Genomic DNA, 9,223 nt, shown 5'->3' with positions numbered 1-9,223 from the left:
TCTGAAATAAAATTATCTAACGATTCTATCTGTTCCCTCACTGGTCTTAAAAACAGGCGTCCTAAAAAATACCCTACTACTCCCATAAGTATGAAAGAGAACACTAAATATCCTATGATCTTAATACGTAGCTGCTGTACAGTTTTAAAAAGGTCGTTCTCTTTTAACACTATATAGTGGACACCTAAGTGATTACTCTTATCTTCTACTACAGTGTAACAACTTTTATCTTTGATAAAAAAATCTTTATCGACTACCTCAAAATCATCAATTTCGGTGTAAACAGCTTTTTTCTGTTTATCATAATATCCTACTTGGAAGCGGCAATGTTTTAAATTTTTCAAGAATTGATTGCGAGCTGTTGTATCCATTACCCCATTTGTATCATTTGTCATAGCCTTCATCACTATAGAAGAAGATAGCATACGTGCCTGATACATCATTTCAAACTTCATGGCATTTTGCATAGAGGTGCGGTTATTTTCAAAGAAAAGGTACCCTATGATCGCAAGTAATATAAATACCGATACTAGATAGACAGCTAAAAAACTAAAAAGCGATTTACGCTCATACGATGTTAAAACGATAACCTTCTCCTTTTATATTCTCAAAATATTCTTTTTCAAACATTTTTCTTAAATTTTTAATATAGGTTCGTATCGTTGCATGAGCAGGAATATTCTCATCATCCCATATATTTTCTATGATCTCATCACAAGAGATAATCTTTCCTGTATTACGTATAAAATATTCTAAAACCTGTGCCTCTTTTTGTCTCATCTCTATTACATTGTCATTCACAAATATTTGATGTGCTTTAGGGATGAATTTCATACCGTCAAACTCTATCTCTTCTTGTAAACGGTAAAGCCTAACGATGTGTTCTATACGGGCATTCAGTTCTTCAAGTTCAAAAGGTTTCTTGAGGTAATCATCCGCCCCCAGGTTAAAGCCTTTTTTGAGATCTTCTATCCCCGAAAGAGAGGTAATGTATATGGCTGGTGTGGTATTGCCTATCTCACGTAAGTATGAAAGTATTTCAAAGCCATCGATTTTGGGGACATTGACATCTAAAAGTAGCATATCATAAGAACTGGAACCTATGGCATCGAGTGCTTTTTCACCATCAAAAAAACTCTCTACCTCATACCCTTTTTCTACAAGAAATTCTTCTATGATCTCTTGTAGGATCACGTCATCCTCAAGCAACAGTATAGTCATACTCAACCCTTTTCTATAAATCAATCATATATTCTAACATACTCTTTGTGTATAGGAGTACACAAAGAGTTTATGATATAATCCCCGCATAAAACGAATCAACCATTCTGTACAGGGAAGCACTAAATGCCAAATCTTAAAAAATCAACACTCTATTCAATTATAACTTTGCTCTTGTTGTCAGGATGTACACAAGTAGTAACGGCTCCTATCTCTGTGGCTGGTTCTGTTGTAGGTGCGACCATTGATGTCGCAGATGCTACTGTAGATGCAGTAGTAGATTCAGATGAGGAAGAAAAAGAAGATTAATATCTCTGTGCATTCTTAAATTCAGAAATTTCACTCTCTACCATTTCATCTATCATTCTTACATAAAGGTCATTGATAAGGTTTGGAGAGAGTCCAAGAGAAATAGCTTGTTCTCTTACATGAGCAATAACATCTGCTATTCTCTCCTCTGCTTTAACCTCTTCTACGCTTGTTTTAAAATGTGCTATCTGTTTAATATATTCATTACGTTTTGCGATTAACTCTACTATCTCTTTGTCAACACTATCTATCTCACTTCTTGCTTCTTCAAGTGTAGTACACTTTTTAATTTCCATTATTCTATCCTTAGATGATATCTCTATAATAGTTGTATTATAGCCTAAATATTTCTGAAATAATATAGAGTTCATTGAATCATTCCAGGCACTCATTAGCGTTCACCTTTTATACGCTTTAAGCTATAATTGTTGAATGAAATACAAAAAACACTTATGTATATCTTTATTAAGTAGTACTTTTCTCGTAAGTAATCTCTTACATGCTACAGAAGAATTAAATCTGACAGAAAGTAAAGTGTGGAAGGTCAGTCCTCTTGAATTTTCTACTGTCTCCATTACTGAAAAAGATACAGATCTCTCAAAATGCGAAGTGTGGGATGTACAACCTTTTGTATTTTCTAAAATATCCAATATTAATGAAGATACAAATCTCACAGCCTGTAATAAAGAATGGATTCTCCTTCCTTTTGCATTTTCAACGGATTCTACTGGTTTATCTGGAGGATTAGGTGTTATAAAACAGGGCTTACTGCAACCACAAACAACATTTGTGGCAGCTGCATTTTCAGGATTATCACAAGATATAACGACAAATGGAGATTCCGATAAAGCAAATCTTTATGGAGGATTTATTTCCTTCTCAGACTTTAAGATTCCTAATACAGAGAGACTTTTCTTTTCATTTACAGGTTTTAAAAGTTATATTCCCAAAGGACATTACTATTTTAATGGTTCAAATGATTCCAGTAATGATGATGTCTTTATCTCATCTGGTGATTTAAACTTTTTCAATACAACATTCAGATATGTGCTTCCTCTTGGTGCAGGACGGGAGAATCCTGATGGGGCTTGTGCACTTTTAGATGGATTTGCCATAGGTAGGCACACCTGTGGGTCAGGAACGCCCATTTTATCAGGCAGTACTTCTATAGGACTCAAAACATTTTATCAATACAACAGCTTTGAGAACTGGGAAGCTTCTGATATATGGGGAAATGAAGATCTGTCTTCAGCACCAGAATGGAAAACCAATGGTCTAAGATTTTTTCTTACCCATGACAATACTGACTTTAACCTAAACCCTTCAAGAGGATACCATTTTGAGCTACAGTACTCCAAAGATTTTGGGTGGGGAGACTCCACACAGAGCTGGGACTTCTTAGAATTTAAATATAACCATTACTTTAATCTTAACAGCTTCTCTTTTACCAAACAAAATGTCCTCGCTCTCAGCCTATGGACAGGTTACTCTTTCTCGTGGAATGATGATCATGAAGTCGCTCCTGGTTTAAACTTGCACCGTCCACCTATATGGGAAGGTGCCCGGCTTGGTGGTTTTTCACGTATGAGAGGGTATGACAGAAACCGTTTCTCAGACAGAGCTGTATCCTATGCTACGGTAGAGTATAGAGCTATCATTAAGTATAATCCTCTAAAAGATAATGCTTTAGTTCCTGTTAAAGTAGATTGGTTTCAACTTGTTGGATTTGTAGAAGTGGGGAGAGTACATGACCAATACAATTTTGATCTAGTATCCGATATGAAGTATGATGTAGGTATTAGTCTACGTACTATGATAGAAGATGTTCCCATGCGCTTAGAGGTTGCTTATGGAGATGAAGGTACCAATGTATGGTTCATGGTCAATCAGCCATTTGACTTTTAAGATAACACTCAAAATAAAAAATCACTATTTTTCATTTTCAACTTTATCATACAGGGCTAAAAGCCCCGTATATATGATTGAAGTAGAGTCTTACTCTACTTCAGCATCGATAACATCGTCATCGTCTGCTTTTTTAGCTTCTGGGTTTGCACCGCCTTGTTCTTTAGCGTACATTGCTTCAGCTAGTTTATGACTTTTTTCAGTCAATGCTTTTACTTTCTCTTCAATCTGCTCTTTTGTTGCAGCGTCATCTTTAAGTGTTTCTTCTAAGTCAGTGATAGCTGCTTCGATACCTTCTTTTTCTGTAGCATCAAAGTTTTCACCTAAATCAGTCAATGACTTTCTTGTTTGGTGAACTAATGCATCTGCTTGATTTCTAGCTTCAACTACTTCTTTTCTTTTTTCATCTTCAGCTTTATTTGCTTCAGCATCTTGAACCATTTTTTCGATCTCTTCATCTGAAAGTCCTGACGAACCAGTGATCTTGATCTCTTGAGATTTTCCAGTACCTTTGTCACTTGCAGAAACAGTCAAGATACCATTCGCATCAATGTCAAATGTTACTTCGATCTGAGGTACCCCTCTTGGTGCTGCAGGAATATCTCTAAGTTCAAACATACCAAGTGATTTGTTGTCTTTTGAGAACTCTCTTTCACCTTGAAGTACATGGATACTCACCGCTGGCTGGTTATCTTCAGCTGTTGAGAAGACTTGTGATTTTTTCGCAGGAATCGTCGTTCCTTTTTCGATCACTTTCGTTGTTACTCCACCTAATGTTTCGATACCAAGGCTCAATGGTGTTACATCAAGTAAAAGTACATCTTTCACATCACCTGCAAGTACACCACCTTGGATAGCCGCACCAAGTGCAACCACTTCATCAGGGTTCACAGATTTATTAAGATCTTTACCAAAGAATTTTTTCATCTCTTCTTGAACCAATGGCACTCTTGTAGAACCACCGACCATAACGATTTCGTTAATGTCAGAAGTGTTAAGACCAGCATCTTTAAGTACACCTTGTACTGTTTTAATTGTAGATGCCACAAGATCACTGATAAGTGATTCGAATTTTGCTCTAGTAAGTTTTGTTACTAAGTGTTTTGGTCCTGATGCATCAGCAGTGATAAATGGAAGGTTTATTTCCGTTTCAGTTGAAGAAGAAAGCTCTTTCTTTGCTGTTTCTGCTGCATCTTTAACTCTTTGAAGCGCCATCACATCCGCTTTTACATCAATACCTGTATCTGATTTAAATTGCTCAGCTACATAATCGATAATCTTGTTATCAAAGTCATCACCACCAAGGAATGCATCTCCACCTGTTGCCATAACTTCAACGACACCGTCACCAGTCTCAAGAGCAGTCACGTCAAATGTACCACCACCTAGATCGTATACTACAATCTGCTCTGCTTCTTTTTTATCAAGTCCATACGCAAGTGCAGCAGATGTAGGCTCATTGATGATACGAAGTACATTTAGTCCTGCAATTGTTCCAGCTTCTTTTGTTGCTTTTCTTTGTGCATCATTGAAATATGCCGGAACTGTAATTACTGCATCAGTTACAGTCTCACCAAGGTATGCTTCTGCATCCTCTTTCATTTTTATAAGTACTTTTGCAGAGATCTCTTGTGGTGTATACGTTTTACCTGCCACTTCGATCGCACATGCACCAGATCTGTCTATGATGTGGTAAGGAAGCTTACTTTGTGCTTCTTTAGCCTTCTCTTCGCTCATCATAAGACCCATAATTCTCTTAATAGAGTAAATTGTTTTCTCAGGGTTTGTGATCGCTTGTCTTTTTGCAGACTCACCTACAAGTACTTCACCCTTATCTGTAAATGCTACAATAGAAGGTGTGGTATTTTTACCCTCTTTGTTAGCGATGATCTTTGCTTCACCATTTTCAAACACTGCCATTGCAGAGTTTGTTGTTCCTAAATCTATTCCTAATACTTTTGCCATATTAAATCCTTATATATATTCTATTTTATTTACAGGTTGAAACCATCGCTGGTCTCAATACACGATCTTTTATCGTATACCCTTTTTGCATCACTTGAACTATATCACCTGTTTCATGTGCATCACTTTCAACTTGCATGATCGCTTGATGCACTTCCGGATCAAATTCACCTTCACACTCCACTTCTTTGATATGGTTTTTTTCCAATATCTTTTTAAGCTGATCGTATGTTAGATTGACTCCCTCTTTCATCTTTTCAAGTACTTCTGAAGTATTTTCTTCATCTGCACTTTCCATAGATGCCAATGCATTTTCAAAAGAGTCCATGACTGCTAAAATGTCTTTGGCAAAACTTTCATTTGCATAGGACACGGCATTCATTTTATCTTTCTCTAAACGTTTTTTAGAGTTTTCAAAGTCAGCATGTGCTCTGAGATACTTATCTTTATAGTCAGCAGCTTCTGCAAGTGCAACCTCAAGAGGATCAACTTCCGCAGTCTCCTCTACTTCTGTTTGCTCTTCGACTTCTTCAGCCTGAGACTCTTCAAGATTTTCATTCTCTTGACTCATATACAGACCTCCTTATGTTATATATATTGCATCTTTAATATCCAATGCTTGAATGTAGTATACAACATTGAGTGTATCTTTGTCAAGTACTAGTTGAGTGAATATGACTAAACTTAATAAAAAGTGCATATTTATAGCTTTAAAATAATATAAATTAAAGAAAAATTGAGGGGGAATTGTAAGTGTGTGTTCTAAAAATTATCAGCCAAAAGGCTGATAAGGAAGTGCGATATTAGTTTCTAATACCAAGATCTGTTTTGATAGTGTTCCATCTAGCAAGATCTGTGTTTTTAAGATATCTCATAAGTCTTCTTCTTTGACCTACTAGTTTAAGTAGTCCTAGTCTTGAAGAGTGATCTTTTTTGTTTGTTTTAAGGTGCTCTGTAAGGTAAGTAATTCTATCTGTGATAAGTGCTACTTGAACTTCTGTTGAACCTGTATCGTTTTCGCCTCTTGCGTATTTAGCAATAATTGCTGCTTTTTTCGCCGGATCTAAAGCCATAATGACCTCCTGATTGGTATTTAATTTCCAAAATTCTATTTGGGAACGCAATCATATCATAATAAGCTTAGACGAATATTGACGTATTTCATGCCTACTTTAATATAAACTAGAGTAAAATACTCCTAATTAAGTAAAAGGTTCTATTATGCTACTAACCCGTGCAAGTGAATATGCTCTACTCTCTTTAGATGTTATACGAAAATCTGACAGTCCTATTGGTGCAGAACAGTTGGCAACTGAACTCTGTATCCCTAAAAGCTTTCTTGCAAAGATATTGCAAAGTCTTGCAAAAAAAGGAATCCTGGAGTCACGTAAAGGTGCACATGGTGGATTTATATTAGCCAAAGATGTCAATGAGATCAGTGTGAATGATATTATATTTGCTGCCGAAGGTAAGTCTCCAGCTGTTTTTGACTGTACAACTATAAATAACTGTCCCAATGGAACCATTGGAACTTGTGCTATCTCACCTTTTCTTATGAATTTCCAAACGAAGATAGATGATTTTTTAAATGGTTTAACCCTAGGCGACATACTTTAACCCACACTAGTTACTCCTCTTCAGGGTCGATTCTATCGACCCTACAAGTACTTCATTGTATAATGCACTTATATTTTAACCTCAAAAAGGCATATTTTTATGAAACAACACGTTTACCACCTCTCCCATATAGACCTTGATGGCTATGCATGCCAATACCTCTCACAACAATGTTTCGACACTATTGACTGTTATAATGCTAATTATGGGCCAGAAGTAGCTGCACGACTAGGCGAGATCGTTAAAAAAATAGAACAAGATAAGTTCTTACATGGGCATGATGTTGAAGCACTCATCCTCATCACAGACCTCAACCTGACAACAAAAGAAGGTACTTGGATAGAAAAAGAAGCTGTACGTATCGGTGCGAAACTTCAACTACTTGATCATCATGCTACAGGTGCCTCTACTGCTGAACGTTTTGCATGGTATAAACTTGACACAACACGTTCTGCAACACTCATTACCTATGATTGGCTCCAACAACATTATAACTTTGATAAAGCCAATAATTTATCTACCATCGTAAAAGCGATCAATGCCATAGACATATGGGTAAGTGATGATGCACTGTTTGAATACGGAAAAGTCATGCTTGGAATGATCTCTGGTGCAAGAGAAGTGAACCGTATTTTATTCCCTGCAGAAGACAGAGCTTTCAAACTCTCTCTTATAGAGGCAGCAAAACAAAGAGTAAATGATGAAGATGCTCCCATCAAACTTGATGATGATCTCCATCAGATCAAAAAAGCATTTTTCAGACAGACAGAAAACAATACCAAAGACAATCTTGTGGCCTATTACGTTACAAAACTGCTAACCAAAGACAGACAACGCCTTACCATTGACTACAAAGGCTATAAAGGTATACTCGGCTATAACGTAGGAAATACTTCTATTATAGGGAATGCCTGCATGGTAGAAAATGATGATTATGACTTTTATATGGATATAAATTTCAGAGGACACTTTTCACTTAGAAGTAATAATAAACTGGATGTTTCACAAATGGCTTCTCACATTGGAAATGGTGGAGGACACCCCAATGCAAGCGGTGGTAAAATAGAAGGCTATAAAGACTCTTTTGTCTATGCAGATGTACGTAAGTTTGTACAGGACTATATCGATAAGAAATGCGAATAAACTTTAAGTCTATACTTTGATTATATCTTCACTCTCGCTTCTAAAGCACGTGAGAGTGACATAATATCTATATTTTCCAACTCTACACCTGTAGGTACACCTTGGGCTATCTTGGTAAAGTGTATGTCAAGACCTTTGAGCTTATCTTCTATGTAGAGTATCATCGTATCTGTGGCAATGCTTGGAGGGAAGGCAAAGATGATCTCATCTACACCCCCTACTGCATAAAACAAATGTGCCTCATCTAGATCACGTACCTCTGTAACAACATAGTACACACCATCAAACTGCCCACTCTCTTCTATGGTTAATATATCTTTAGCACTTTGCACAATACAAAGCTTTGTATTGTCACGATAAGGGTCAGAACAGATAGTACAGAGTTCATCTTCGCTCATGTTGTGGCATTTACTGCACTTTTGAATGGCATTGACTCCCGTTTCTAGTGCATGTGCTAGTTTCATAGCCCCAAATCCATCTTCCATGACAGCATGATACGCTAAACGAATCGCTGTTTTTTTACCGATGGAAGGTAAAGAACCGAAGGCATCTACCAGATTTTCAAATGCTTCTATCTTGTAATGTTTCATTATGGGCGTTCGTAATCCACGACTTTAGAGTACTCAACCACACTCTTAATAAAGTCAACCACTTTAAGATGTTCAGGATGTATAGCATATGCCTCCAGCCCCTCTTTACTTTCAAATACTGTGATAATACTCATATCCATTGCACGCTCTTCTTTAGAAAAATTCACTCCTACATCTATACTTCTAAGGGTTGGCACTGCACCCATAAGATTTTCCAGCATCTGTTTTGCCTGAATGATATTGGCTTTTTTATTTTCTTCTTTAAACTGAAATGTCACGATATGTACAACCATCTGAACTACCTATATAATGTTTTTGTGATTATAACTAAATTATGGTAGAATTCGCCAAAATTATTCCCCAAAATATGATGAATAAACTATGGAGAAATATCAATGACAGAATTAGATTATTATGAAGTACTTGAAGTAAGTAAAGACTGTTCAGGTGCTGAGCTTAAGAAATCATATAGA

At 36.6% G+C, this 9,223-nt stretch carries 11 protein-coding genes and 1 pseudogene; 4 read left to right on the top strand and 8 right to left on the bottom strand.

The genetic code is table 11. The features are described 5' to 3' along the window. Both ABZC96_RS05910 and ABZC96_RS05905 read right to left on the bottom strand, forming a co-directional pair. Positions 1 to 467, bottom strand: a pseudogene (locus tag ABZC96_RS05910) (sensor histidine kinase); the annotation flags it as partial. Positions 468 to 567: 100 nt separating this feature from the next. After that, positions 568 to 1,221: a response regulator transcription factor gene (locus ABZC96_RS05905; protein ID WP_373029759.1), complete on the bottom strand. Its 654-nt coding sequence runs from the start codon at positions 1,219 to 1,221 to the stop codon at positions 568 to 570. 126 nt (positions 1,222 to 1,347) lie between these two features. Here ABZC96_RS05905 and ABZC96_RS05900 point away from each other — a divergent pair, with 126 nt between their 5' ends. Continuing rightward, on the top strand, positions 1,348 to 1,530 hold the full coding sequence (locus tag ABZC96_RS05900; protein ID WP_373029758.1) for a hypothetical protein: 183 nt from the start codon (positions 1,348 to 1,350) through the stop codon (positions 1,528 to 1,530). Here ABZC96_RS05900 and ABZC96_RS05895 read toward each other — a convergent pair. Next, positions 1,527 to 1,826 (bottom strand): chorismate mutase, encoded by a 300-nt coding sequence (locus ABZC96_RS05895; RefSeq protein ID WP_373029757.1) that lies wholly within the window; start codon positions 1,824 to 1,826, stop codon positions 1,527 to 1,529. The genes ABZC96_RS05900 and ABZC96_RS05895 overlap by 4 nt on opposite strands. Positions 1,827 to 1,962: 136 nt before the next feature. Between ABZC96_RS05895 and ABZC96_RS05890 the strand changes: the two genes are divergently transcribed. After that, positions 1,963 to 3,435 carry a BamA/TamA family outer membrane protein gene (locus tag ABZC96_RS05890; RefSeq protein WP_373029755.1) on the top strand — a complete coding sequence of 491 codons (1,473 nt, stop codon included), beginning with the start codon at positions 1,963 to 1,965 and terminating at the stop codon, positions 3,433 to 3,435. Positions 3,436 to 3,525: 90 nt separating this feature from the next. Here ABZC96_RS05890 and dnaK read toward each other — a convergent pair whose 3' ends face one another. From dnaK to rpsO, 3 genes are all read right to left on the bottom strand, one after another. Continuing rightward, a complete protein-coding gene (gene dnaK, locus ABZC96_RS05885) occupies positions 3,526 to 5,400 on the bottom strand; it encodes a molecular chaperone DnaK (protein ID WP_373029753.1) in 1,875 nt (624 codons plus the stop codon). Positions 5,401 to 5,425: 25 nt separating this feature from the next. Next, a complete protein-coding gene (grpE, locus tag ABZC96_RS05880) occupies positions 5,426 to 5,971 on the bottom strand; it encodes a nucleotide exchange factor GrpE (protein ID WP_373029751.1) in 546 nt (181 codons plus the stop codon). A 232-nt stretch (positions 5,972 to 6,203) separates the two neighbouring features. After that, positions 6,204 to 6,473 carry a 30S ribosomal protein S15 gene (gene rpsO / locus ABZC96_RS05875; protein WP_373029750.1) on the bottom strand — a complete coding sequence of 90 codons (270 nt, stop codon included), beginning with the start codon at positions 6,471 to 6,473 and terminating at the stop codon, positions 6,204 to 6,206. A gap of 148 nt (positions 6,474 to 6,621) precedes the next feature. On the opposite strand from rpsO, the gene ABZC96_RS05870 reads away from it, so the two are divergent. Together ABZC96_RS05870 and ABZC96_RS05865 are read left to right on the top strand one after the other, a co-directional pair. Continuing rightward, the gene (locus ABZC96_RS05870; RefSeq protein ID WP_373029749.1) at positions 6,622 to 7,017 is read left to right on the top strand and encodes an Rrf2 family transcriptional regulator; all 396 of its coding nucleotides are present in this window, start codon (positions 6,622 to 6,624) and stop codon (positions 7,015 to 7,017) included. Positions 7,018 to 7,116: 99 nt separating this feature from the next. After that, on the top strand, positions 7,117 to 8,160 hold the full coding sequence (locus tag ABZC96_RS05865; protein ID WP_373029748.1) for a DHH family phosphoesterase: 1,044 nt from the start codon (positions 7,117 to 7,119) through the stop codon (positions 8,158 to 8,160). A 20-nt stretch (positions 8,161 to 8,180) separates the two neighbouring features. Here the strand turns inward: ABZC96_RS05865 and recR are convergent, their stop codons facing one another. Together recR and ABZC96_RS05855 are read right to left on the bottom strand one after the other, a co-directional pair. Further along, positions 8,181 to 8,750, bottom strand: a complete 570-nt coding sequence (gene recR / locus ABZC96_RS05860; protein ID WP_373029747.1) for a recombination mediator RecR — start codon at positions 8,748 to 8,750, stop codon at positions 8,181 to 8,183. Beyond that, positions 8,750 to 9,043 carry a Dabb family protein gene (locus ABZC96_RS05855; protein ID WP_373029745.1) on the bottom strand — a complete coding sequence of 98 codons (294 nt, stop codon included), beginning with the start codon at positions 9,041 to 9,043 and terminating at the stop codon, positions 8,750 to 8,752. Before ABZC96_RS05855 ends, recR begins: the two co-directional genes overlap by 1 nt. Positions 9,044 to 9,223 lie beyond the last annotated feature (180 nt).

The sequence above is a fragment of the Sulfurovum sp. genome, from assembly GCF_041551015.1.
In the GTDB taxonomy this organism is placed as follows: Bacteria; Campylobacterota; Campylobacteria; order Campylobacterales; family Sulfurovaceae; genus Sulfurovum.
The sequence above is the reverse complement of the archived record's forward strand: the minus strand, read 5'-3'. Positions and strand labels throughout refer to the sequence as shown.